We start from the raw sequence: 25,583 nt of genomic DNA on the forward strand, positions 1-25,583 counted from the left end.
AATTCCTCAGCGCTGTACGAGGGAAGAACGGACATCGGCGACATGCTCGCCATGCTGATTGGTCACGCGAGATTCCATGACCACGAACTGCAGGGCACCGCCCTTCTTCTCGTACACATCAGAGATGTGTGCATTGAAGGTCAGTACATCACCGGCGTAGGCCATCTGGTGATAAACAAAAGATTGTTCGGCATGCAGAATGCGGCCCAGATCGAAATCACACAGTTTGAGGAATGCGCTCAGGTCGCGACCTTCACCTTCCAGGCATTTGAAAAAAGTCGGTGGCACCGGCAAGGCGCGATGGCCGGCGGCCAGGGCAGCGGCTTCGTCGGTATACACCGGGTCGGTTTCACCGATGGCCTTGGCGAAGAAGCGCAAGCGGCCCTTCTCGACTTCGGCATTGAACACATCGAGCTTGTGCCCGATCAGACTCTTGTCTGCCATGTATCTCACTCCTCTTGTTGTTAACCGTGCCCATTCGGGCGCCGGCGGGGAAAGGCTCAGTTGCGACCGTACATAGTGACGACGCAGGCGCCGCCCAGGCCCAGGTTGTGCTGCAGGGCGATGTTCAGGTCTTCGACCTGACGCTTGTTGGCCGTGCCGCGCAGTTGATGGGTCAGCTCGTAGCACTGGGCCAGGCCCGTGGCACCCAGCGGGTGGCCCTTGGAGAGCAAGCCGCCGGACGGGTTGGTCACCACCTGACCGCCGTAGGTGTTGTCGCCGTCCAGGACGAACTGCTCGCCGCCCCCGACCGAGCACAGCCCCAGGCCTTCGTAGGTCAGCAATTCGTTATGGGCGAAGCAGTCATGCAGCTCCACGGCGCGCACGTCCTGTGGCCCTACGCCCGCCTGCTCGTAGACCTGCTGCGCGGCACGCTGGGTCATGTAGAAGCCGGCGTAAGCGATCAGCGAAGGCGGATCGAAGGATTCGACCGGGTCGGTCACCATGGACTGGGCCAGGATCACCACGTCGCTACGCAGGCCGTGTTTCTTGGCGAAAGCCGGCGAGCAGATGATTGCCGCTGCCGCGCCGCAGGTCGGTGGGCAAGCCATCAGGCGAGTCATCACGCCCTCCCACATGACCTTGTCGTTCATCACGTCTTCGGTGGTCAGCACATTCTTGAACAACGCCAGCGGGTTGTTCGCCGCATGACGGCTGGCCTTGGCCCGGATGGCGGCGAAGGTTTCCATGCGGGTGCCGTAGCGCTGCATGTGCTCACGCCCGGCGCCACCAAAGGTGCGCAGCGCCCGCGGCAGGTCGACATCGCTGGTGAGGCCTTCCATGACATGGACCACACTGGCCCGAGTCTGCGGACGATCATCCCAATGGGACTTGAGGGCACCGGCTTGCATCTGCTCGAAACCCAGGGCCAGCACGCAGTCGGCCTGGCCGCTCTGAACGGCCGCGCGGGCCATGTACAGTGCAGTGGAGCCGGTGGAGCAGTTGTTGTTGACGTTCACCACCGGGATACCGGTGCGGCCCACTTCGTACAGCGCAGTCTGGCCGCAAGTAGAGTCGCCATACACATAGCCGGTGAAGGCCATCTGTACCTTGTCGTAATCGATGCCGGCATCCTTGAGTGCCAGGCGCACGGCTTCGGCGCCCATGTCGGTGTAACTCGGGCTTGCACCCGGTTTGGAGAACGGGATCATGCCGACCCCTGCAACGACGACTTTTTCGCTCATCGACTCTGTTCCTGTGAAATGCACACTCGGTTGATGTACCCACCGGCCGGCGGGTTTTCGTTGGAGCCCATCCTAGGATCGGTCGCGACGGCTCTACGACCGTCGAAGGGATGAAGTTTCGGATACACCCCAAAGCGTTCGAAGGAACGTGTGACAGGAGTAACCCCCTCCCTCGCGCCACCCCCCTCCCTCGCTACGTCCCTTCGAACGATCCGGCACCTACTCCGCAGCATCATCCCTTCGGCCCTCGCTGCACATTTGCGCTAACCCTAGGATTGGCCAGATAGACCCCGGCGAACGGCGCAGGCGCACAACGCCGGGCACTCCCAGCCCCACCTGTCGAGGATTGAAATGAGCGAATACAGACCATCGTGGTTAACCGAAGACCTGGCGATCTTCCAGCAGTCGGTTCGTCGTTTTACCGCCGAAGAATTGGTACCCCACGAAGAACGTTGGGCCAAACAGCAGCACGTCGACCGCCAGACCTGGCTCAAGGCCGGCGAGATGGGCATGCTGTGCCCGGCGATTCCGGAAGAGTACGGCGGTGGCGGTGGCAGCCATGCCCATAACGCGATCATCGGCTACGAACTGGCCCACGCGGTGGCCACCAGCCTGGGCACCAACGTGCACAGCGCGATCAGCGCCCATTACATCCTGCGTTACGCCAACGAAGAGCAGAAGCAGCGCTGGCTGCCGAAGATGGCCACCGGCGAAATGGTCGCCGCCATCGCCATGACCGAGCCAGGCGCCGGTACCGACCTGCAGAACATCAAGACCAAAGCCATCCGCGACGGTGACCATTACGTCATCAATGGCTCCAAAACCTTTATCACCAACGGCTACCTCGCCGATCTGGTCTTGCTGGTGTGCAAGACCGATCCGAGCCTGGGAGCCAAGGGGATTTCGATCATCGTCCTGGAGGTCAACGACCTGCCGGGCTTTCGTCGTGGCCGCATTCTCGAAAAGCTCGGCCAGAAGGGCCAGGACACCTCCGAGCTGTTCTTCGATGACATGCGCGTGCCAGTGGCCAACCTGCTCGGCCCGGAAGAAGGCAAAGGCTTTATCCAGCTGATGCAGCAATTGCCCGAAGAGCGCATGTTCATTGCAATGAACGCACTCGGCTCGATGGAGCGTGCCGTCGAGGAAACCATCAAGTACACCAACGACCGCAAGGTGTTCGGTAAACCGTTGCTGGACATGCAGAACACCCGCTTCAAGCTGGCGGAAATGCAGACCACCGTGACCATCGCCCGGACCTTCATCAACGACTGCCTGGACAAGATGGTGAAACACCAACTGGACCCGATCACGGCGGCGAAAGCCAAGTGGTGGACCTCGACCCAGGCCTGCCAGATCATCGACGACTGCCTGCAGTTGCATGGCGGTTATGGCTACATGCTCGAATACCCCATCGCGCGGCTGTACATCAATACCCGTCCGATGCGGATCTACGGCGGCTCCAACGAAGTCATGAAAGAGCTGATCGCCCGCACGCTGTAAACCTGCGCCAGCTCGGGCGTGGCTGGCGCTTGCGGCCGCGCCCCAGGCACAGCGTTTGCACACCAACAATAATCGGAGGGGCCGACCTGACCTCTGGCGCAGTGCACGAGGCCGGGACGGGCCAAAGAACCCATCCACTGGAGACATTCAATGACTGCAGCCAACCCCCAGCACTCTGCCCCGATCCCCCATGACGATCCGCCGGCAGGCTTCATACCAATGCCAGCCGTGGGCTTCATGGCCCAGTGCACCGGGCTGTACCACCATCCCGAGCGCCCCATATTGGCCGCCCGCATCCGCCCCGAGCACCTGAACCCGCTGGGCATTGCCCATGGCGGTTATCTGGCCACGCTGGCCGACACGGCATTCGGGCTGGTACTGAAGAGAACAGCCGGTACCGAACTGCCGCCGGCGACGGTCAACCTGTGCATTGACTACCTGGGTGCGGCCCCGCTCGGCGCCTGGCTCGAGGCTCACGTCCAGGTGCACAAGATGGGCCGTACGCTGTATCACGCCAGCCTCGACCTGCTCGATGGCGAACGCCTGGTGGCGCGCGCCAAGGCAACGTTCATCGGCAACGTCTTGGGCAAACGCTGATCACACGGGTGTGTTGTCGGGCAGCTTGAGCGCCAGATCGCGCACCTTGGCAATCGCTTCGTCACGGCCGGTCACGCCCAGCTTGTAGAAGATGTTCTTCATGTGCCACTTCACCGTTTCCGGCGACAGGTTCAGCACGCGGGCGATCTTCTTGTTGGGCAGTGCCTGGGCCACCAGGCTCAGCACGTCGAGCTCGCGGGCACTCAACATTTTCGGGGTGTGCGCATCTTCAGCGTGTTCGCTGCGCGCCTGGGTGGCGCGGGCAATCCCAAGCAACCTTTGGGTGTAGAACGCCAACACAGGATCGAGCACACCCTCGGCCAGCAATGCCTCAAGCCTGTCTGCAACCCCTGGCCAGGCATCCAACAGGCTGCGCACCAGACCAAGCCGATGCCCCTGGCGCAGCGCCTCGACAAAGTGCTCACGGGCCTGCTGCTCCCGCTGGCAGCCTTGCTCACTGATCGCCATCTGCAAGCGCATGGACACTACGCGGCGCCACCGCCGGTCGTTCTGCGAAACCTCGATCAGCCGTTGCAACCGCTCGGCGGCGCCGCTGAAATCCGCGCCATGCAGGCGCCGTTCGCTGGCGGCCCGGCGAGCAATGATCTGAATTTCCAGGGAGGTGCCCAGCCCCTCGTCATGGCGCTGGGCGATCTGCTCGATGCGCTGCAGCACCGCATCGGCCTGCAACTCATTGCCGGTCTGCTGTAACCAGCGCATGCGCACGGTCAATGCGCTGGCCAGCGGTCGGTCCAGTGCATAGCGCGTCGCGTAATGTTCCAGGCGCTCCACCCAGCTCCACGCCTCGGCTTGCCGGCCCGCCAGCCAGTGCGCCTGGGCCAGCGTCTGCAGGGCTTGCAGCACGGTATCGGGCACCGCCACGCGCTCGAGCAGCTTCATCCGTCGCTCCAGCACTTGGCAGGCCGCCTCGAAATCACCTTGTTCATACAAGGCCACACCCAGCAGTGCGGCGGCCATGCTACTGACCACAAGGTAACCCACGCCACGTGCTTCAGCCTCCTCCAGCACCTCGCGATACAGGTGCTCGGCCTGGGTCATGCGGCCTTCCAGGGCCAGGCTCATGCCACTCAGGCATCGACCCAGGAGGCTGCGGCGCGGCGAACCCTGCAGACGCTCGCCTTCTTCGAGAACCGCCCTGGCCTGCTCGAACTCGCCCTTGTACATGTACAGCCAGGACAGCGTATTGCAGCGGCCCGAATAGGCAAAATCATCGGCATCGGCGGGCATGGCCAGCAACTCGGGGAGGATCGCCATCATCGCGGCGGTATCGTCCCGGCACAGGGCCCAGCTGGCTTGCAGTACGGTAAATATATGGCGCTGTGTGCCGTCGAGCCTGGCGTATTGGCTGTGCAGGTGCGTCATGCTCTGGTGCAACGCCTGGAAATCACGGGCGTACAGGTGCAGGTGCGCCATGACCAGTTGCAAGCCGATACGCTCGGCTGCCTGCTCCTGCGGCAAGCCCTGCAGCAGCGTCGCAACCTGACTGAGGTTGCCATTGGCGAGCAGGTCGTTGGCGCAGGCTTCGACAATATCGGCTGCCGCTTCGACATCGCCGGCCTGTACCGCATGACGCACGGCCTCATCGAGATGGCCGTGCTCGCTGAACCAGCCGCGCGCGGTCGCGTGCAGAGCCGGCAACTCGTCGGGCGAGTGAGCCTCGAGATGCGCGCGCAGTACCTTGCCCAACAGCGGGTGCAGGCGGTACCAGGTCTCGTGGTCGTGGCTCTTGACCTGGGTGATGAACAGGTTGTCGCCGTCGAGCCGGGTCAGTTGGGTGAGCATCCCCGCCAGCGCATGGGGCTGGCCGAGCAACGTGGCACACAGCGATGCACAGAAGCGCTCGCAGATCGAAGCACGGGTGAGCAGGCGCAGGTCGTCAGGCGCCAGGCGCACCAATACCTCACGTTCGAAATAACTGGCAAAGCCATCGGCATCGCGTATCTGTACGCGGTCGAAACGGGGCACCTGCTTGGCCTTCAGGTCGATGGCAAACAACTGCAGCCCCGCCACCCAGCCATCGGTGAGCTCATGCAGCACGGCTGCGTCGCGCGCGTCGATGCTGCCCAGGTGCTCGCGCAGAAAACGCTCCGACTCTTCGCGGCTGAAGCGCAGGTCGCGCAGGTCGAACTCACTGACATGACCGCGCGCGCGCAAGCGTGCCATCGGAAACGGCATGGCCATGCGCGAGCCGAACACCAGGTGCAGCTTGGCCGGTGCATAGTCGAGCAACCACTGCAGCGCCTGGACAATTTGCCGGTCTTGCACGTGGTGCAGATCATCGAGCATCAACACCAGATCTCGCGGATGTTGTGCGATGCTTTGCACCAGGGTAATGACCCAATGTTCGACGGCCATTTCGCCGTTGTCGCGGCCGAGCAGGAAGCAGGCATCGCGCACCAGATTCGGGTCTATTTCCGCGAGGCTGGCCTGCAGGCAATGGGAGAAGCGTTGCAGCGCGTTGTCTTCGGCGGCCAGCGACAACCAGGCCACATCGAAATTCAGTGCCATCAACTCCCGGCGCCAGGCCAGCAAGGTGCTGGTCTTGCCACAGCCGGCCGGCCCCTGGATCACCACGCAGCGTTGCCGCCGGGCATCCTGCAAACGCAGCATCAGCCCTTCGCGGGCCACCAGGCGGCGCGCTCCTCGCGGCGGAACGACCTTGGTATCGGCAATGGCCTGATCTCCGTCGGCCGACGGGTCCAGGCCAGCGCCTGTATCAGGAGCTAGCGGCATGATCGGAAACTTCCTGGAAACGGGCAAAACGAAAAACAGCTCGGGACAGTGCCATCCCCGGGCTGTTTTCGACAATGCGGCACAGTGTAAGTCTTTACGTGTCGCTTGCCGACCGTCATTGGTATTGGTCAAGACGGATAAAGTGTTGTTCCCGGCCATTGCGCATTCCCTACTCTGGAGACCCCATCAGGCCTTGGGCAAGCCCTGTGGCCACAACAGCCGTACGGCGTCGCCATCCTCGCGATAGGCGTGGCACGTGCCGATCACCCAGGGGCGCACGGCGACCACGCGCTGGGTACCGCTGGATCTCTGGCGACTGGCCTCTGCCCGGTAGGTCGAAAACACCGTTTGCATCGCCGTGGTTGCCATGCGCTCGAGCAATTCGGTCAGGTGGGTGCACCCCTTTACCCCACCGACGATGGCTTTCATCTTCTGTTTGAAGCCTGCGGTAATCTTCAGCCCCCGCAGGCCGTCATAGGCCGAGCTGATTTCGCCACAGAACCGGCTGGCACCGACGGCCGTGGTGGCCTCGATGTGCTGGATCTGCATGTCGGCGTCGACGGTCATCACCAGGCGCATGTCATGGATCGCACCGCCGCTGGGCACGGTGTGAAATGGCAAGTCGGTCGGCTCGTTGGTCAGGTCCAGCAGACGCCCTTCGATATCGAACAGGCCATCGCTGCGCTGGTAGCCCTTGCAGACGATTTCGCGGGTGTGCAGCAATGTACGGGTAAGCGAATCCGCGGTTGTGGTCGTCATTTGGTGGGCTCCTTCTTTATTTGGCCACTGTAGAAACATGCCGGGTAGACCGGGAGCAGGTGGCCCTGCCCCAGGTCTGGGGGAATCAGTTTTTGCCGTACAACGTGACCACGCAGGCACCGCCCAGGCCGAGGTTGTGCTGCAAACCGTGCTGCAGGCCTTCGACCTGACGCGCACCCGCCGTGCCGCGCAATTGCTGAGTCAGCTCGTAGCATTGCGCCAGGCCCGTGGCGCCCAATGGATGGCCTTTGCACAACAGGCCACCGGACGGGTTGGTCACCACGCGTCCGCCATAGGTGTTGTCGCCGTCGAGGACGAACTTCTCGGCCCCGCCGACCGGGCACAGGCCGAGCGCTTCGTAGGTCAGCAATTCGTTGTGGGCGAAGCAGTCGTGCAGCTCGACCACGCGGATGTCTTGCGGGCCCACGCCGGCTTTTTCGTAAACCGCCCCGGCGGCTCGTTCGGCCATATGGGCGCCGACGAAGCCGATCATTGATTTGGGTTCGAACGATTCCACCGGGTCGGTCACCAGCGACTGGGCGAGGATCGATACGTCAGTGCGCAGGCCATGCTTTTTGGCAAAAGCCGCAGAGCAAATGATGGCAGCGGCTGCGCCACAGGTTGGCGGGCAGGCCATCATGCGGGTCATGACGCCTTCCCACATGAGCTGGTCGTTCATCACCTCATCGGTGGTGACGACCTTCCTGAACAGAGCCAACGGGTTGTTGGCGGCATGGCGGCTGGCCTTGGCGCGGATCGCGGCGAAGGTGCTCATTTGCGTGCCGTACTTGCGCATGTGCTCACGCCCGGCACCGCCGAAAGTGATCAGATTGCGCGGGATGTCGCCTGCATCGCCGCACAATTGGTCCTGGATCGGCAGGTAGTCGCCACGGGGCAGCGGGCGGTCATCGAAGTTGGAGCGAGTCGGCCCGGCGCGCATCTGTTCGAAACCGACCGCCAGGGCGCATTCAACCTGGCCGCTTTCCACGGCGGCACGCGCCAGGTACAAGGCACTGGAGCCGGTGGCGCAGGCATTGTTGACATTGAACACCGGAATGGCCGTGCGCCCCACGCGGTAAAGCACGGCCTGGCCGCAGGTAGTGTCGCCATAGACGTAACCGGCGAACGCCATTTGCACCTTGTCGTAGTCCAGGCCCGCATCGGCCAGTGCCAGGCGCACGGCTTCGGCGCCCATATCGATATAGCTCGGGCTCGCGCCCGGTTTGGTGAACGGGATCATGCCGACACCGGCTACCAGTACTTTTTCACTCATGGATATGTCCTGACTGTTTGACAACATTGATGGATGGAAGGACTCACAGTGCTCGTGCAATGAACTCGTGCAAATGCGTTACGCTGCCGTTCGCGCGCTGACCGTGGAGACTCGACTGCCGGTCGCCGGCCCTGTGCAGGTGCGCGATTTCTTCGATGCACTGGCCCAGGGTTTCACTGGCGTACAAACTGGCAATCGCCGTTTGCTCATTGGATAACGACTGCCGCATGCGCCTTTCCAGGTAATGATCGACCAGCAGGCGCAAGGCGACTGCTCGGATCTTGATCCCGGCCAACGTGCGTCGGATGTCCGCCTGGCCCCACAGCGCATGCCCCGCGCCATCGGGTAGCTGCACCCAGGCAAGGGTCTGCAGCAGCAATTGCTCAAGCTGGCTGGCGGAAAAAATCGCCGACAGCTGGTGTTCCTGGCTCCATACCTCATCGAGGTACTCCTGGCCCCTGCCCGCTTCGCCGAGCAGGTTGCCGACCGGCACGCGCACATTGACCAGGTGCAACTCGGCAGCGGTTGGCTGCTCGGCGTCATGGGACACGCGGTACACACCGGGGCGGTCAAGTTCGACAATGACCAGGCTCAATCCGCCCGCGCCGTCATCCCCTTGTATGTGGCAGGCAAGCAGCACCATGTCGCACTGCATGCCATTGCCGACACAGGCCTTGCTGCCGTTGATAAGGTAGTGCCCACCGTCCCGTACTGCGCGTGTAGGGTCGTTCTCCAATGAGCTGGCGGGCTCGGCAACCGCCAGCGCCAGAATGGTTTCGCCACTGCAGATACCCGGTAGCCAACGCTGACTCTGTACGTCGTCGCCGAGGCTGGCAATACAGGGCGCAAGGGTGTCCGAATGCAGGGACAACGCCCTGTCGCGCACCCCGGCCCGGGCAAACTCTTCGCTGAGGACTGCCGCATGACCGAAATCGCCACCACCACCGAACTGCGCGGGCAGCGTGACGCACAGCAGGCCTTCGCGTCCGGCCTTCAACCAGAGCCGGCGATCGAGGGCGCCGCCGGGCTCCCATTGCGCCCGGCGTGGCAGGTACTCACGCTCGAGAAAACGCCGCACGGCAGTACGGAACATTTCATGATCTTCGCGGTAGATACTGCGTTGGACATCCATCCGGTAACCTTTGGCCACAGCCCGATTGCATAGGGAAACGGGGCGAACCCGCACCCTCGTGTCGATACAATCTTTGCATGAGAGCGGGTTGACCGAGAGCCACCCCCACAGGGGGGGCAGGTATCCAAGAAGCAACGCGTGCACAATAATCGGGGACTGTTCGTCGCACAGGGTGAAGAGGCTCGGATGGACCTGCCACCCAGTCACCCGAATCACGTGGCACTATGCTTCAGGACTAAAATAAGAATGCATTCGACCTGCCCGCGGCCCCAAGCGACAGGTCACAAAAATGGAGGTTTTCAATGCCAACTCATCAGGGCGAGGTTTGCGCCAATAAATCCACCTCCACCAAATTCGCGAGCCCGAAATCGGCCGAGAGTCACTTGCCGCGCTCACGTCTGTTGCACGTGATGGAAAAGGCAGATTCAGCCCGGTTGATCCTGATCCGCGCCGCCGCAGGTTTCGGCAAGACCACGTTGCTGCAGCAATACCGTGAACGCTGCCTGGCCGCCGGCAGACCTGTGCTGTGGATCAACCTGGAACCGGCCGACAACGACTTGCAGCGCTTCATCGGCCTGTTGGCCAACGGCCTGTCGCCATTCCTCCCCTCGCCCCTGGAGGACCGTTCACCCGCTGAGCCGCAAAGCGCCGAAAACCTGCTCGAGCAGATTGCCGACAGCGCACTGCCCTACGCCATCCTGCTCGACGAAGTCGAAACACTCCAGAACCCGGAAGTGCTCGACTTCCTCCAGCATCTGATCGAACAGTTGCCATCGGGCGGCGGCGTCGCGATGGCTTCACGCTCCACGCCAGGTATTGGCCTGGGGCGCATCCGCGCCCGCGGCCAGTTGCTGGAAATCAGGCCAAGCGACCTGCGTTTCACCCCTGAAGAATCGGTCGCGTTCATCCGCGACAAGCGCCAGATACCGCTTCGCGACAACGAACTGGCAACCCTTTACCGCTGCACCGAAGGCTGGATCGCCGGGCTCTACCTGGCGAGCCTGTCGCTCAAGGATCGCGATGATCACGCAGCCTTCATTGCGTCGTTTTCCGGATCGAACCTGGAACTGGCCGAATACCTGACCGAAGACATTCTCACGCGACAAACCGAAGACTGTCGCCTGTTCCTGATGCAAACCAGCATCCTCGAGCAATTCTGCGTGCCCTTGTGTGAGGCGGTGACCGGTCGCAGCGACAGCCGGGCGATGCTCGATCACCTCGACCGGACCAACCTGTTCCTGGTGCCAGTGGACAGCCAACAGCAGTGGTTCCGTTACCACCACTTGTTTGCCAGCTTCCTGCGCCACGCACTGGAACGACTGCATCCGGGCATGGCTAAAGGCTTGCACGAAATTGCCGCACAGTGGTTCTTCACGGCCGAACAACCGATCCCGGCCATCGAGCACTTGTTCAATGCCGGGCTCCTCGACGAGGCCGCCAAGCGCCTGAACCAGCACATGGACACCTTGATCGACAGCGGCCGCACACGCCTGTTGCTGCGTTGGCTGGATCGCATTCCGGAAGACACCCGTGACGCCTATCCGTACATCAACCAGTCCTATGCCTGGTTACTGGCAACCACCACCCGCCTGAAGGACGCGATGCAGGTCGCCGAACGCCTGCATCGCCTTGCCGGGCCGAGCTACGCCTACGTCACCGAGGTCGTGCACTGCCTGCAACTGGGCACCAGCGACCACGCCGAGGAGTGTTGCCGCCTGGGCATCGAATTGCTTGAGCGCATGCCCGCCGATGAAGCGAACCTGTATACGGTGTTGGCCAATTCGGTGGCCATGAACATGGTTGCCAGTGGTCGCTACGATGAAGCTCGCAGCTTGTTGTCCCATGCGCTGCAGCGCGACCCGCGGATCAATTCGAGCTTTCTGCGACACACTTTCAGCGTCAACGAAAGCATTCTCGACTTGATCCAGGGGCGCCTGAGCAATGCGATGGTGCGTGTCCAGAGCACCGTCGACACGCCACGCGGCGCCGGCCAGCGCAAGCCGCACGAAGCCAAGCTGTCATTGGACATTTTCCACGGCCTGTTGCTGTACGAGAGCGCCGCTTTCGACCAAGCGCAGAAATGTCTGTCCCAATGCCTGTTTTTCGCCAAGCAGGTCAGTTCCCCGGAAAACCAGATCGTCACCCACGTACTCACCGCACGCATGGCCTACACAAAGGGTGACCGTACCACCTGGATGCGTTGCCTTGTGGAGTTGGAACACATCGGCCAACAGGTCGGCTCACACCGCGTACAGTGTTCCGCCTGGCTGGAACGGGCGCGGGTGGCGATTCTCGAGCAGCGCCTGGATGCAGCGGCGCAGGCCCTGCACTCGGCCGACCTGAGCGGCGGCTGGGACCGCCCCGGCTTCATCCGTTTCGCCAATGACGTCGATACCCCCACCATCGCCCGCCAACGCCTGCGCATTGCCCAGGGCGAAGGCGCTGCCGCGGTCAAGTGCCTGCGCTCAGCCATCGAGCAGGCGCGGCACTGGCAGCATTATCGTCGCGAGCTGAAACTGCACATCTTGCTGGCCATGGCGCTGGACAGCCTCCAGCAGCCGCAGGATGCCTTCCAGGCGCTCAGTGATGCACTGCGCATGGCCAGCCACGAGGGGTTTTTCGGCACTTTCATCGAGGAGGGCCAACGCCTGACCGGCCTTCTGCAACGCTGGTCGGTGACCGGCAAGCCACGCTGCAAAGAGCTGGGTATCGAGCCCGGTTTCGTGGATGACCTGCTGCAACATCTGGGTGTCAGCGGTGGCGACATGGAGGGCGCGCGCAACGACAACGGCGCCGGCCAGATACTGACCGTGCGCGAGTACCAGATCCTCCAGCTGCTGGCCGCCGGACATCGGAACCGGGACATCGCCGAGAAGGTGTTTCTTTCCGAATTCACGGTCAAGTCGCACCTGCAGAAGATCTACGCCAAGCTCGACGCCAAGGGCCGCACCGAAACCCTGGCCATTGCCCGGGCGTGGGGGTGGATTGCCTGAGACAGGGTGAATCTGTCGCGGCCCCTTGCAGGGCCTCAGGGTAAGGACGACCCCCCTATCGGCAGCGGCTACAAGGGGGGTTATCCATCAGTTCCAGGTTTGTCGGCAGCCTGAGGCCCCTTAGAGGGCCTGCTCCAACTCCGGCACAGCCTCGAACAAATCCGCCACCAAGCCGTAGTCGGCCACCTGGAAGATCGGTGCCTCCTCATCCTTGTTGATCGCAACGATGACCTTCGAGTCCTTCATCCCGGCCAGGTGCTGGATCGCGCCGCTGATACCGACGGCAATATACAGCTGCGGCGCGACGATCTTGCCGGTCTGGCCGACCTGCATGTCGTTGGGCACGAAACCGGCATCCACCGCCGCCCTCGAGGCGCCTACGCCGGCACCGAGCTTGTCAGCCAGGCTATACAGGTGCTTGAAGTTATCGCCGTTCTGCATGCCGCGCCCGCCGGAAACGACGATCTTGGCAGCCGTCAGCTCAGGACGGTCGGACTTGGCCAACGCTTCACTGACGAAGGACGATAGGCCGGCGTCGTGGGCAGCAGCAAGCTGCTCGATATGAGCCGAGCCACCAACGGCTGCAACAGCGTCAAAGCCGGTGGCACGCACGGTGATCACCTTGACCGCAGCGCTCGATTGCACGGTGGCAATGGCGTTACCGGCATAGATCGGGCGCTTGAAGGTGTCGGGCGACTCAACGGTGATGATCTCGGAGATCTGGTCGACGTCCAGCGCAGCCGCAACGCGCGGCAGGATGTTCTTGCCGTTGGCGGTCGCCGGGGCCAGCACGTGGCTGTAAATCACCTGCTGGTCGACGACAATGGCCGTCACCAGGCGCGCGACGTTTTCCGGCAGTTGGTGGGCGTAGGCGGCGTTATCGGCCACCAGCACCTTGGCCACACCAGCAATTTTTGCCGAAGCTTCGGCAACAGCGCCAACGCCGCTGCCTGCGACCAGCACGTGGATATCGCCACCGATCTGCGCAGCTGCTGCCACGGTGTTCAGGGTGGCCGAAGCGACTGCGCCGCCTTCGTGCTCTGCAATAATCAGAATTGCCATCAGATGACCTTCGCCTCGTTCTTCAGTTTCTCGACCAGTTCGGCTACCGACTTGACCTTGATGCCGGCGCTACGGGAGGCCGGTGCTTCGACTTTCAGGGTGGTCACGGTACACGCCGTGTTCACGCCCAGAGCCTGCGGCGTCACAGTGTCCAGCGGCTTCTTCTTGGCCTTCATGATGTTGGGCAAGGATGCGTAGCGTGGCTCGTTCAGGCGCAGGTCGGTGGTGACGATGGCCGGCAGGTTCAGGGCAACGGTCTGCAGGCCGCCGTCGACTTCGCGGGTCACGCGCAGCTTGTCCCCGGTGATTTCCACTTTCGAGGCAAAGGTGCCCTGGGCGTAACCGCTCAGCGCAGCCAGCATCTGACCGGTCTGGTTGTTGTCGCTGTCGATGGCCTGCTTGCCAAGGATCACCAGCTGCGGCTGCTCCTTGTCGACAAGCGCCTTGAGCAGCTTGGCCACGGCCAGGGAACTCAGGTCATCCGCGGCTTCGATGAGGATGGCGCGGTCGGCACCCAGGGCCAGGGCCGTGCGCAGCTGTTCCTGAGCCGTGCTCGGGCCAACGCTGACCACCACGATTTCACTGGCCATGCCCTGCTCTTTCAGACGCACGGCTTCTTCCACGGCGATTTCGCAGAAGGGATTCAGGGCCATTTTGACGTTGGCAAGGTCGACGCCAGAATTGTCCGCTTTGACGCGAACCTTGACGTTGAAGTCGACCACGCGCTTGATCGCTACGAGGACTTTCATTGGAAAACTCCGAAAACCCCGGGCGCGAAGCCCGGGTAAGTGAGTGACTAAAACTGATCAGTTCGCCACCGGGGTCGCTGCGGGTTTCTGCAAGCCCATCAGTGCTTTTTTCACCGCCAGGCTCTGGTAGTTGATGTTGCCGACGTTGAGGCTCACACCTTCCTGGAACGGGTACTGCGACAGGCTGGCAAGGAAGGACTTGACCTTGGCCTGCACCGGCACGAACAGCCAGATCTGGTCGGCGGCCCAACGCTTGGACATGGGGGCTTCCTGGCGAGCGGTCTGAAATGGGTCGGCCAGCAGGTTGGTGATGATCGGGGCGTTGGTGACCTTGCGTGATGCGCCACCAAAATCACCGTCCATGGAGGCGAAACTGACCCGCCACTCCTTCCAGCGGATTGCATCCAGGTCGCCACCCATGCTGAAGTACAAGTACTCCTCGCGTGGGCTGCTCTTCTCTTCACCCTTGAAAAACGGCAAGAAGTTGTAGCCGTCCAGGTGCACGCGGAACTGCTTGCCGTTGCGCTTGGTGCCACCTGCCATGTCGGCCACCAGATTCGCGTCGCCGGCCGCGGCGGCCAGGGTCGGCATCCAGTCGTTGTGGGCGATCAGGTTATTGAAGTGCGCCCCCGGCTGGATGACCTTCGGCCACTTCACTAAAAGCGGCACGCGGTGGCCGCCTTCATTGGAGGTGCCTTTCTCGCCGTTGAAAGGCGAAGTGCCGCCGTCGGGCCAACTGAATTTCTGGGCGCCGTTATCGGAGGTGTAGATGATGATGGTGTTGTCGGCGATTCCCAGATCATCCAGCTTCTTCAGCAGTTGGCCCACATGACCGTCGTGCTCGACCATGCCGTCTGGATACAGGCCAACCCCCGTCTTGCCATCGGACTCTTCCTTCAGGTGGGTCCAGATGTGCATGCGCGTACTGTTGAACCAGACGAAGAAGGGTTTGTCGGCCTTGTGCGCCTTGTCGATGAAGTTCCCGGTGGCCTGCACCAGTTCGTCGTCGATGGTTTCCATGCGCTTGCGCGTCAGGGGGCCGGTGTCTTCGATCTTGCCGTCGGCATAAGAGTGAATGACGCCGCGTGGACCGTACTGTTTACGGAACGCAGGATCTTTGGGGTAGTGATAGGTTTCCGGCTCCTCCTCGGCATTCATGTGGTACAGGTTGCCGAAGAACTCGTCGAAACCGTGGTTGGTCGGCAGGTGCTTGTCGCGGTCGCCCAAGTGGTTCTTGCCGAACTGGCCGGTGGTGTAGCCCTGCTGCTTCATCACATCGCCCAGAGTCGGCGCCCAGTCCGGGATGCCGTGCTCGGAGCCGGGCATGCCTACGGTCAACAGCCCGGTGCGAAACGGATGCTGGCCCAGCACAAATGCCGAACGCCCGGCAGTGCAGGACTGCTCGGCATAGGCGTGGGTGAACAATGCACCTTCCTTGGCGATCCGGTCGATGTTAGGGGTTTCATAGCCCATCATGCCCTGGTTGTAGGCACTGACGTTGAACATGCCAATGTCATCGCCGAAGATCACCAGGACATTCGGTTTATCGGCGGCTTGTGCGCCGAACGAAGCTGCCAGTATGGCGAGCGCAGTTAGCCATTTCCCGAAGCGGGTCATGTTTTGAGTCTCCTTGTTATTGTTGAATCTGGGGCAGTATTCCAATTTGCCCTTCACACCAGCCCTCTCCCTTCAGGGGGGAGGGCTGGTGTGAAGGGCTACAGCATTTGTTTCAGGCACCCGAGAGGGGTGGTTTCACGCCACGTCCATCAACTCGCTGAACGCCAGCAAATGATGATCGTCGTCGCCAAACTGCCGCGCGACCATCAGCAAGTGCTTGGCATGGTGCGACAGCACGTATTCCCAGGTCAGGCCGATACCGCCGTGCAACTGGATGCCCTGGTCGGCGATGAAGCGCGCCGCGCGGCACACGATGAACTTGGCAGCGGCCAGGGTGCGGCTGCGCTCGGCGCTGTCGGGCTGGTCGGCCATGCAGGCGGCGAGCATGGCCATGGAGGTGGCCTGGTCCAGTTCAATGTACATGTCGACCATGCGGTGCTGCAGGACCTGGAACTTGCCGATCACCTGGCCGAATTGCTTGCGGGTTTTCAGGTAGTCCAGGGTCAGCTCGCAGGTTGCCTTCATGCTGCCGACAGCTTCGGCGCACTGTGCTGCGATGGCGCGGCCTTGCTGGTAGCGCAACGCACCCAGGGCCTCGCCGTCCTTGCCCACCAATGTGGCACTGCTGACGAAGACGTTTTCCAGGAACAGGTCGCAAGCCCGGCGGCCGTCCATGGTCGGGTACTGGCGCAGGTTGACTCCCGGGCTTTTCGGATCGAGCAGGAACAGGCTGATGCCCGTTTCGTCGCGGCTATCGCCAGCAACGCGCGCCGAAACCAGGATCAAATCGGCGCTCTGCCCACCGACCACCATCGCTTTTCGGCCGTTGAGCCGCCAACCGCCCTGCACCGGCTCTGCGCAGGTCTGCACGTCGTGCAGCTGGTAGTGGCTCTGCGGTTCGTCGACAGCCACGGCCAGTTGCAGCACCGCGCCGGCCACCTGGGGCAGCAGTTCGCTTTTCTGTTCCTGGCTACCGAGTTGGGCTAACAGGCCACCGCCCAGAATCACCGAATGCAGGTACGGTTCCAGGCACAAGCCCTGGCCCAGCTCCTGGGCAACCAACATGACGTCTACGCCATCACCGCCGAAGCCGCCGTAGGCCTCATCGAACGGCACCGAGGTCAGGCCCAGCTCACCCAATTGCTGCCAGAATTCGAAACTGAAGCCCCGAGCGCTGTGCAGAAACTGCTCGCGCTGCTCAAAGCCATAGCTGTTGCGCACCAGACGGGCGGCGGTGTCTTGCAGCATCTGCTGCTCTTCGCTCAATTTGAAGTTCATGACCTGCCCCTTACAGTTCGAGAATCATCTTGGCGATGATGTTCTTCTGGATTTCGTTGGACCCGCCGTAGACCGAGGCTTTGCGCATTTCCAGGTACTGACAGGTCGACGTGGTGCTGTAATCGTTATGCAGCAACTCCCCGTCATGTTCATGACCCAGTTCATCCTTGAGCAATGGTACGGCATACCCCCCCACGGCCTTGCTCTGCAGGTAGCTGATGGCCTGGCGGATCTCGGTGCCCTTGATCTTCAGAATCGAGCTTTCCGAACCCGGTACACCGCCATCGCGGGCCGCTGCCAGGATGCGCATGTTGCTCATGTCGATCCCCATCAATTGCATTTCGACTTCGGCGATCTGCGCCCGAAAGTGCGGGTCTTCGATCAGCGGTTTACCGTTGCGCAGCTCGATGCTGGCGGTTTTCTTGAGGCGTGCGAGCATGGCCTTCGCCATCCCGATGCCGGCAATGGTGGTGCGTTCATGGGTCAGCAGGTACTTGGCGCAGGTCCAGCCTTCGTGCTCGCGACCGACCAGGTTGTGTACCGGCACGCGCACGTTGTCGAGGAACACTTCGTTGACATAATGAGCACCCTCCAGGGTGATGATCGGCCGCACGGTGATACCGGGCGTCTTCATATCAATCAACAGGAAAGAGATTCCGCGCTGAGCCTGCGCCTCGTTATCGGTGCGCACCAGGCAAAACATCCAGTCGGCGTAGTGGCCGGTGGACGTCCAGGTTTTCTGGCCATTGACCACGTAGTGATCGCCTTCGCGCACCGCACGGGTCTTCAGGCTGGCAAGGTCAGAACCTGCGCCTGGCTCGGAGTAACCCTGGCACCACCAGTCTTCGCTGTTGAGAATGCGCGGCAGGAAATGCGCCTTCTGTTCGGGCGTACCGAACTTGATGATGACAGGCCCCACCATGTTGATCCCGAAAGGTACGATCCGGGGTGCGCCGGAGTGCGCGTACTCTTCGTCGAAGATGTGCTTGTGCACGACGCTCCAGCCTGTGCCGCCGTACTCCACCGGCCAGCTTGCCGCCAGCCAGCCCTTATCGTTGAGCGTGTGCATCCAGGCGACGTGATCAGCCTTGGTTATGGACTTGCCGTGAATGCCTCTGGCGGCCACATGAGCCGGCAGTTTTTCCTTCAGAAAGGCACGAACCGCTTCGCGAAATTCGCTTTCTTCGGGACTGAAATGGATATCCATCTGATACCTCGATATTGATCAACCCGCGTGTGACGGGTTGCTTTGCTCGCAAGGTTTGGGGGGCGATCACGGCCACCGCAGGCCGGGGCACTGCGGCGGCAGGTCATCACTGGTCGAAAACAATGACCGAACGAGCCAGTTCACCACGGCGCAGTTCGTCGAAGGCTTCGTTGATTTGCGCAAGCTTGATGCGCTGGGAGATCATCTCGTCGAGCTTGAGGCGACCTTGCATGTAAAAGTCGGTGAGGCGCGGCAGGTCCACCGGGAAGCGGTTCGAGCCCATGAACGAACCCTGGATGCGGCGCTCGTGCATCAACAACAACGGGTCGATATCCAGCTTCACACCGGGCTTGATCATGCCGATGATGGTGGCGCAGCCACCGCGGGCGAGCATGCTGAAGGCCTGTTCGGCGGTCTGTTTCAGGCCGATGCACTCGAAGGAATGGTGCACACCGCCACGGATCAGCTCTTGCACCTGCTGCACCGGGTCGCCGTTCTTCGGGTTGATCACATCGGTAGCGCCGAACTGCTTGGCCAGCTCCAGCTTGGAGTCGAACATGTCGATGGCGATGATGCGCCCGGCACCGGCCAGTGCCGCACCATTGATGGTGGCAAGGCCAATACCGCCGCAACCGATCACGGCGACCGTTTCGCCGGGGCGAACCTTGGCCGTATTGAACACCGCGCCAGTGCCGGTGGTGACCGCACAACCCAGCAGTGCTGCACGGTCCAGGGGCATGTCGCGGCGGATGGCGACCAGCGCGTTTTCGTGCACCAACATCTGCTCGGCGTAAGCTGACAGGTTGATGAACTGCGGCATGGGCTTCTGCACATAGGTCAGGCGCGACTCTTCATTCGCGCCACGCTTGGTGTCAGACGAGACGCACAGCGACAGGTGACCGGTGACGCAGTGTTCGCAATGACCGCAGTAGGCCGACAGGCAGGTCACCACATGATCACCCGGCTTGACCGTGCGCACCAGTTCACCCACCTGCTCGACAATACCGGAGGCTTCGTGGCCCAGTACCACCGGTGCCGGATACGGATAGTGACCGTCGACGAAGTGCAGGTCGGAATGACAGACGCCAACGGCGACGGTACGCACCAGAACTTCACGCGGGCCAGGCTTGCTGATGCCGACTTCTTCAATGGTCAGTGGCGAGCCCGGTGTGTGGAATACGGCAGCTTTCATGTTTTTGTTCTCTTATTTTTAGAAGCAGGCAAGCATGGTGGGCAACTCCGCCATGCCGGGAGAAACTCAACGCTTGATCAGCGAACCGACGAGCTGGCGCACCTGGTCGCTGTAGGGCGGGCGCATCAAGTCCGGTGCGTCCGCCGCACGCATGACGGCCTTGGCATGACTGAAAGTGCGGAAACCGTCGAAACCGTGGTAGGCGCCCATGCCGCTGGCACCGACCCCGCCGAACGGCAAGGTCTCGATACCGGCATGACGCAGCACGTCATTGAGGCACACGCCGCCCGAGGTGGTGCGCTTGAGCACGAAAGCTTCTTCGTCGGCGTTGTTGCCGAAGTAGTACAGGCCCAGCGGGCGCGGGTGGCTATTGATATAGGCGACCACTTCCTGGATGTCGCTGTACGATTTGATCGGCAGCAGTGGGCCGAAGATCTCGTCCTGCATGACCTTGAGCGAGTCGCCCGGGTTGTCGAGCAGGGTCGGTACGATCTTGTGGTGCGCCTGAGCGGCGAAATCCTCACCGGCCGGGTTCAATTCGATCAGCTCGACACCGGCCGCACGCGCTTCGGCCAGGTAGCCCTGCAGGCGCTCGTAGTGACGGGCATTGATGACCGAGGTGTAGTCCGGGTTGTCCTTGAGGGTCGGGAACAGCTTGGCGACCGTGGCCTTGGCGGCAGCAACGAACTCGGCCAATCGCTCCTCGGGCACGAACACATAGTCCGGTGCCAGGCAGATCTGCCCGGCATTGTGCAGCTTGCCGGTGATGATCTTGATTACCGCGGCCTCAAGGTCGGCGGAGCGAGAGATGATAGTCGGCGACTTGCCGCCCAGTTCCAGGGTCACCGGCACCAGGTTTTCGGCAGCCGCGCGCATCACATGCTTGCCAATGCTGGTGGCGCCGGTGAACAGCAGATGGTCGAACGGCTGACTGCAAAACACCTGACCGACATCCGAGCCACCCGTGATGATTGCCACTTCATCTTCGGCATACACGGTACGGAAAATACGCGCGATCAACGCGGCGGTTTGCGGGGTGAACTCCGAGACCTTGATCATCACCCGGTTGCCCGCTGCCAATGCACCGGCCAGGCCGTTGAAAATCAGGTTGCCGGGGAAGTTCCAGGCAGTGAGGATGCCCACCACGCCCAGCGGCTGGTACTGCACCCAGGCTTCGCCGCGGTCGGTATGGCGCTGTTCGTCACGCATCCATTCGGCGACGTTGGCCTTGGCGCTTTTCATTGCCGCAAGAGGGCTCAGCACGTCGAACAGGCGCGAGAAATCATGGCTGCGATGACCGAAGTCGGCCGCCAGAGCCGCCACGATCTGCTCTTGATAATCGACCAGCAGACCGATAGCGCGGTCGATCAGTTCGCAGCGCTGTTCGGCCGTCCAGGGTTCGTTGGCCAGGCAAGCGGCACGCTGTTTTTCCAGAATGACGCGAACATTGGCAGCACTCAGGTTTTCATTGGCACTCATGCGGTTTGGTTATCCATACAATGGGTCGGTTCGGGAGCTTTCAATCCCGTGGCGGGCCGTTACACTCAAGGGCTCGAACCGCGACTCGGGTTTGGCTCATGACGTCCGATACTAGAAAGGGCGACACCGACCCGACGACGACCAAAGGTAGGATGCATGGAAGGTTTTCAACGTAGTTCCAACGAACCAACACAGGGAGTAAGGCCGCCTATGCGCCCGGGTAAGTTCCTGGTGCCGGCGAGCATGACCGGCCAATTGGAACGCACTGCCCTGCTTGCCCGGTTCGAACAAAGCGAAGGCATGCAGTTGATTCTGATCAATGCCTGCGCAGGCTATGGCAAGACCGTCGTGCTGCAGCAGTACCGCGAGCGCTGCCTGGCCGAGGAACGCCGGGTGTTGTGGTGCAATCTGGATGACGCGGACAACGACCTGCCGCGCCTGGTCAGCATTCTGCACAGCGGCCTGCGCGATATCGGCCTGATCAACGACACCTGCCAGCCAGCCCCCGCCCAAATGGAGCAGGCGCTGCTCGAATGCATCGCCACCAGCAACGTGGCATTCGCCCTTCTGCTGGACGAGTTCGAAGCGATCCACAATCCGCAGGTATTGGAGTTTTTCCAGCAACTGCTCCAGACGCTGCCCGCCAACGGCACCCTGGCCATTGCATCGCGCACCACGCCGCCGCTCAATCTTGGCCGGTTACGCGCGCGCGGGCAACTGCTCGAAATCGGCACCGACGCCCTGCGCTTGAGCCTGGATGAAGCCACTCAGTACATCACCCACTGCCGCCAACTGGCCCTTGGCAGCGATGATATGGCCAAACTGTACGAGCGCACTGAAGGCTGGATCACCGGGATCTTCCTGGCCACGCTGTCCTTGCAATGGCACAGCGACCCGGCAACCTTCATTGAATCGTTCAGCGGCGCCAACCCGGCACTGGCGGAGTATTTCGCCGAAGACGTGTTCGTCAGGCAGCCCGAGCCGTACTGCCAATTCCTGTTGCAAACCAGTGTGCTGCCACAGTTTTGCCCCTCCTTGTGCGATGCTGTCGGTGCCCGCAGCGACAGCAAAGCGATGATCGAGGCCCTGGAGCGGGCCAACCTGTTCATTGTCGCCACAGACGAAGAGCGGCAAAGGTTCCGCTATCATCCCCTGTTCGCCGAGTTCCTGCAGCATAGCCTGGAGCAACAGCAGCCGAACGCAGCGGCACAATTGAACCTCAATGCTGCAAAGTGGTATTTCGCCGCTGATCGGTCAGTCGATGCGCTGGAGCACCTGTTTGCCGCCCACGACCTCGATGAGGCCGCCACTCAACTGATCCTGCACGTCGATAGCCTGGTGGAAAGTGGCCATGCCAGCCTGATGATGCGCTGGCTGTCGCGAATCCCTAACGACATTCGTGAAACCCATCCTGACCTGGGTATCGCCTATGCCTGGGCGCTGCTCCATGCGCGCCGTTACAAGGAAGCGCTGCTCATTCTGGAAAGCCTGGCAGTCACGCGCCAACCCTCCCCTATTCACAGCTTGTTGCTGTTGCTCAATGACCGCGTCGAGGAAGCTCTGGCGTCCAGCCGCGAACTCTTGCAGCGGCTCCCCCACGACACGCGGCCTTACCGGATCACTGCAATTGTGCTCATCTGCAGCCTGCTTTATAGCGGCCGCTATGACGAAGCCCGGCACATGCTGGCCAGCGATGCAGTACGTGAAGCTCAGGCTGACTCGCCCTACCTGCGTGACTTGAGCGACAGCCTGGAAGCCATCCTGGACATTACCCAGGGCCAGCTCGACAGTGGCCTGAGCCGCCTGATGGCCGCCAGCCGTCGCAGTCGCGAGCAGTTGGCTGGCGCACCGCCAGAGGGCTTCCCGCTACTGCAGGCCACTCTCTGCCTGGTCATGTACGAAACGGACGCGCTGGAGCAGGCACAGCAACGACTCATCGAAATGCTCCCCTATGCCAGGAAGCATGCGGCATCGGACTCGCTCATCACCACCCATATCCTGCTGGCACGCATCGCCTACCTGAACGACGACCGGCCTGGATGGATGCGCTACCTGGCCGATCTCGACCAGTTGGGTCGGGTCGCCGGCTCCACGCGTACCCTCTGCTCCACCTGGCTGGAACGCGCGCGCGTCGCCACCCTGGAAAACCGTTTCGACACCGCTGACCACGCGATGCGTTCGGCCGAACAACTGAGCGACTGGGAGCGGCCGGGCATACTGCTGACCGCCAACGATGTCGACACCCCTTTCATCGCGCGGCAGCGCCTGTGCATCGCCCAGGGCGTCGGCAATCCCGACGAACTGCTGCGCGCCATGGAAGAAGCACTGCAGCGGCATCAGCACCGCCGCGCGCTCAAACTGCGCCTGCTGCTGGCATTGGCGCTCGACTGCGCAAAACGTCACAAGGAAGCCCTCGAGCACCTGACCCTGGCCTTGCGCGTGGCCAGCCATGTCGGTTTCATCCGTACCTTTCTCGACGAGGGCGCGCCGCTGAATGCGTTGTTGGAGCGCTGGTCAGTCACCTTCCACGGCCAGGAAAATGCCTTGGGCATCCAGGCCCGTTTCGTTGCCCATTTACTGCAGCGCAACCGTGCCCATACAGAAATCGAAGCGAAAAGCGAAGACGCCTCGCAGGTCAACCTTTCCGCCCGCGAACTACAGGTACTGCGGCTGTTGGCACTGGGATACCGCAATCGCGAAATCGCCGAGAAAATGTTTCTCTCGGAACTGACCGTGAAATCCCATTTACGCAAGATCAACACCAAGCTCGGCGCTGGCGGGCGCACCGAGGCGGTGTCGATCGCCAGAACCAGAGGCTTGCTCGACTGAGGCAGGCTTTGTACCACGCCTGCCTCAGGCTGACGGCACGGCGGCCATGGCATGCCCGATGAAGTCGAGCAGTTGCTTGTGCAGGGCCGCCAAGTCGATACCCGCCGGGTCCAACAGGAACTGCAGCATCGCCCCGCGCATGGCGCCGAGGATCAGCATGGCACCGGGCAGCGGTTGCACACTCGCACGGATCTCGCCGTTGGCGATGCCACAGCGGATGTGCTGCGCCAGGTGCTGCTGCACCGAGCGGTTGTATTCGGCGAGTATCTGCGCGGTTTCCGAGTCTTGCGTCACCGCTTCAGACATCAATGCCAGCAGCGCACGGGTATTGATCCAGTCGCCATCGTTACGCCCCAAGTAGACGCTGACAAAACCCTTGAGCGCATCCATGCCGGGGCGCCATTTGGGCGATTCGACCTGCACCAGGGTCATGAAGCTGGCATTGACGAAGCCCGCCAGGGCCCGCAACAGCCCGGCCTTGTTGCCGAAATGGTGGGTGGCCAGGCCGCGACTGTAACCCGCCTCCTCACCTACCTCGGACAGAGTCATGCCGACCCAGCCTTTGCGCGCGACAATCTGCCGTGCCGCCAATAACAGCCGTTGCTCAGCCTCGCCGCGACGCTCCGCCTGGGTGCGGCGCGACATGGGCTGGTCGGTTTTTTCAGCGGGTTCCATTGGGCAATTCCTTACTCACCTGTACTTACTCACCTGTAAAAGCGGGGGTGCGCCGCTCGGCCATGGCACGGGTGCCCTCGGCAAAGTCGGCGCTGACGATCTGCCATTCCTGCTCGCCAGCTTCGCGGTCGATAATCCGGTCGACGGCATCGGCCAGGCCCATGCGCAAGGTTTCACGGCTCGACATCACGGCCTTGGGTGCCGAAGCGGCGATTTCCTCGGCCAGCTCACGCGCAACCTGACGCTCCAACCCTGGTTCGGCCAGCACATCGGCCAGACCGATGCGCACGGCCTCACGACCGTCGATACGCCGGCCGGTGGCAATCAGCAACGAGGCCATCTGCGGGCCAACCACACGCGGCAGGGTAACCGAAATCCCGAAGCCCTGATGAATACCCAGGCGGTTGAAGTTGGCCGAGAAACGCGCTTTCTCGCTGGTCACCCGGAAGTCGCCGACCAATGCCAGACCCAGGCCGCCACCGATCGCGGCGCCCTCGACCACGCAAATCAGCGGTTTGCGGGTGCGGAACAGGCGCACGGCCGACTTGTAGACGCGACGTGGGTACTGCGGATCACGCTGATCGGCACCGGAGAAATCGGCACCGGCGCAGAACACCTTGCCTTCAGCCTGAAGGATGACCACCCGGCACTCGGGCAACTGATCGAGGTGGTCGAGGGTGTCGGCCAGGTCCTTGATCAGCTCGGCGTCGAAGAAGTTCAGCGGCGGGCGGTGGAAACTCAAGGTCGCGACGTGCCCTTCCAGGTCCAGGGTAAGGCCTCGGCCAGGGATATACCAGCAGCC

Annotated in this window: 19 protein-coding genes; 4 read left to right on the forward strand and 15 right to left on the reverse strand. The window is 62.1% G+C overall.

From position 1 onward, the window contains the following. Positions 1-6 precede the first annotated feature (6 nt). On the reverse strand, positions 7-444 hold the full coding sequence (locus tag F8N80_RS23485; protein ID WP_150784778.1) for a MaoC family dehydratase N-terminal domain-containing protein: 438 nt from the start codon (positions 442-444) through the stop codon (positions 7-9). A gap of 56 nt (positions 445-500) precedes the next feature. Beyond that, positions 501-1,685: a lipid-transfer protein gene (locus tag F8N80_RS23490; protein WP_150746308.1), complete on the reverse strand. Its 1,185-nt coding sequence runs from the start codon at positions 1,683-1,685 to the stop codon at positions 501-503. 351 nt (positions 1,686-2,036) lie between these two features. On the opposite strand from F8N80_RS23490, the gene F8N80_RS23495 reads away from it, so the two are divergent. Further along, positions 2,037-3,185, forward strand: a complete 1,149-nt coding sequence (locus tag F8N80_RS23495; protein ID WP_150784779.1) for an acyl-CoA dehydrogenase family protein — start codon at positions 2,037-2,039, stop codon at positions 3,183-3,185. A gap of 150 nt (positions 3,186-3,335) precedes the next feature. Next, positions 3,336-3,782, forward strand: a complete 447-nt coding sequence (locus F8N80_RS23500; protein WP_150784780.1) for a PaaI family thioesterase — start codon at positions 3,336-3,338, stop codon at positions 3,780-3,782. Here F8N80_RS23500 and F8N80_RS23505 read toward each other — a convergent pair whose 3' ends face one another. The 4 genes from F8N80_RS23505 to F8N80_RS23520 all read right to left on the reverse strand — a co-directional run bounded on the left by F8N80_RS23505 (position 3,783) and on the right by F8N80_RS23520 (position 9,700). Continuing rightward, on the reverse strand, positions 3,783-6,536 hold the full coding sequence (locus tag F8N80_RS23505) for a LuxR C-terminal-related transcriptional regulator (RefSeq protein WP_150784781.1): 2,754 nt from the start codon (positions 6,534-6,536) through the stop codon (positions 3,783-3,785). A 186-nt stretch (positions 6,537-6,722) separates the two neighbouring features. Then, positions 6,723-7,295, reverse strand: a complete 573-nt coding sequence (locus tag F8N80_RS23510) for a DUF2889 domain-containing protein (RefSeq protein WP_150784782.1) — start codon at positions 7,293-7,295, stop codon at positions 6,723-6,725. 85 nt (positions 7,296-7,380) lie between these two features. Then, a complete protein-coding gene (locus F8N80_RS23515) occupies positions 7,381-8,568 on the reverse strand; it encodes a lipid-transfer protein (protein WP_150746313.1) in 1,188 nt (395 codons plus the stop codon). 43 nt (positions 8,569-8,611) lie between these two features. After that, positions 8,612-9,700: an acyl-CoA dehydrogenase family protein gene (locus F8N80_RS23520; protein WP_150746314.1), complete on the reverse strand. Its 1,089-nt coding sequence runs from the start codon at positions 9,698-9,700 to the stop codon at positions 8,612-8,614. A gap of 302 nt (positions 9,701-10,002) precedes the next feature. On the opposite strand from F8N80_RS23520, the gene F8N80_RS23525 reads away from it, so the two are divergent. Next, the gene (locus tag F8N80_RS23525; RefSeq protein WP_150746315.1) at positions 10,003-12,693 is read left to right on the forward strand and encodes a LuxR C-terminal-related transcriptional regulator; all 2,691 of its coding nucleotides are present in this window, start codon (positions 10,003-10,005) and stop codon (positions 12,691-12,693) included. Between the two features lie 120 nt (positions 12,694-12,813). Here the strand turns inward: F8N80_RS23525 and F8N80_RS23530 are convergent, their stop codons facing one another. From F8N80_RS23530 to F8N80_RS23560, 7 genes are all read right to left on the reverse strand, one after another. Then, positions 12,814-13,755, reverse strand: coding sequence for an electron transfer flavoprotein subunit alpha/FixB family protein (locus F8N80_RS23530; protein WP_150746316.1), 942 nt, complete (start codon positions 13,753-13,755; stop codon positions 12,814-12,816). Continuing rightward, on the reverse strand, positions 13,755-14,504 hold the full coding sequence (locus F8N80_RS23535; RefSeq protein ID WP_150746317.1) for an electron transfer flavoprotein subunit beta/FixA family protein: 750 nt from the start codon (positions 14,502-14,504) through the stop codon (positions 13,755-13,757). Before F8N80_RS23535 ends, F8N80_RS23530 begins: the two co-directional genes overlap by 1 nt. A 57-nt stretch (positions 14,505-14,561) precedes the next feature. Continuing rightward, entirely contained in the window at positions 14,562-16,121 is a 1,560-nt protein-coding gene (locus F8N80_RS23540) for an arylsulfatase (RefSeq protein WP_150746318.1), read from the reverse strand. 135 nt (positions 16,122-16,256) lie between these two features. Continuing rightward, positions 16,257-17,399 carry an acyl-CoA dehydrogenase family protein gene (locus F8N80_RS23545; RefSeq protein ID WP_150746319.1) on the reverse strand — a complete coding sequence of 381 codons (1,143 nt, stop codon included), beginning with the start codon at positions 17,397-17,399 and terminating at the stop codon, positions 16,257-16,259. A 10-nt stretch (positions 17,400-17,409) separates the two neighbouring features. Continuing rightward, positions 17,410-18,606, reverse strand: a complete 1,197-nt coding sequence (locus F8N80_RS23550; protein ID WP_150746320.1) for an acyl-CoA dehydrogenase family protein — start codon at positions 18,604-18,606, stop codon at positions 17,410-17,412. A gap of 106 nt (positions 18,607-18,712) precedes the next feature. Beyond that, positions 18,713-19,798, reverse strand: a complete 1,086-nt coding sequence (locus tag F8N80_RS23555) for a Zn-dependent alcohol dehydrogenase (protein WP_150746321.1) — start codon at positions 19,796-19,798, stop codon at positions 18,713-18,715. 66 nt (positions 19,799-19,864) lie between these two features. Beyond that, positions 19,865-21,277: a coniferyl aldehyde dehydrogenase gene (locus F8N80_RS23560; RefSeq protein WP_150784783.1), complete on the reverse strand. Its 1,413-nt coding sequence runs from the start codon at positions 21,275-21,277 to the stop codon at positions 19,865-19,867. A gap of 210 nt (positions 21,278-21,487) precedes the next feature. Between F8N80_RS23560 and F8N80_RS32010 the strand changes: the two genes are divergently transcribed. Next, entirely contained in the window at positions 21,488-24,106 is a 2,619-nt protein-coding gene (locus F8N80_RS32010; protein ID WP_318186050.1) for a LuxR C-terminal-related transcriptional regulator, read from the forward strand. A gap of 24 nt (positions 24,107-24,130) precedes the next feature. Here the strand turns inward: F8N80_RS32010 and F8N80_RS23570 are convergent, their stop codons facing one another. Together F8N80_RS23570 and F8N80_RS23575 are read right to left on the reverse strand one after the other, a co-directional pair. Next, a complete protein-coding gene (locus F8N80_RS23570) occupies positions 24,131-24,781 on the reverse strand; it encodes a TetR/AcrR family transcriptional regulator (protein ID WP_150746324.1) in 651 nt (216 codons plus the stop codon). Positions 24,782-24,806: 25 nt separating this feature from the next. Beyond that, on the reverse strand, positions 24,807-25,571 hold the full coding sequence (locus F8N80_RS23575) for an enoyl-CoA hydratase/isomerase family protein (protein WP_150746336.1): 765 nt from the start codon (positions 25,569-25,571) through the stop codon (positions 24,807-24,809). Between the last annotated feature and the right edge of the window lie 12 nt (positions 25,572-25,583).

Source organism: Pseudomonas fluorescens, assembly GCF_902497995.1.
In the GTDB taxonomy this organism is placed as follows: domain Bacteria; phylum Pseudomonadota; class Gammaproteobacteria; order Pseudomonadales; family Pseudomonadaceae; genus Aquipseudomonas; species Aquipseudomonas fluorescens_BK.